General features: G+C 61.6%; 1 pseudogene. It reads left to right on the forward strand.

What is annotated here, in order from left to right:
* Positions 1 to 271: pseudogene (locus AC0L3U_RS39420) on the forward strand (hypothetical protein); the annotation flags it as partial.

Consider the following 271-nt stretch of genomic DNA (forward strand, 5'->3'; position numbering starts at 1 on the left):
GTCAACGTGTCGGTGCTCGGCTGGAATGGCTTGCTCAACAGCAACATCAACATGCTCAGCTACCTCGACCAGTTGGCCCTGGACCTGCACGTAACCGCCGGTGACTACACCCAGTTGCTCAACACCACGGCGACCGCTTCGCAACTGCTGCAGGCGGCGATTACCGTGCTGGGCAGCAACCCGCTGACGGTGGATGCCGTGACTGCGCTGGGCACTATCAAAGCAGGGGTGACCAACCCGGTGCCGCTGACCCTCGGCAAAATCCTGCAAG

Source organism: Bradyrhizobium sp. Kon69 (assembly GCF_055807515.1).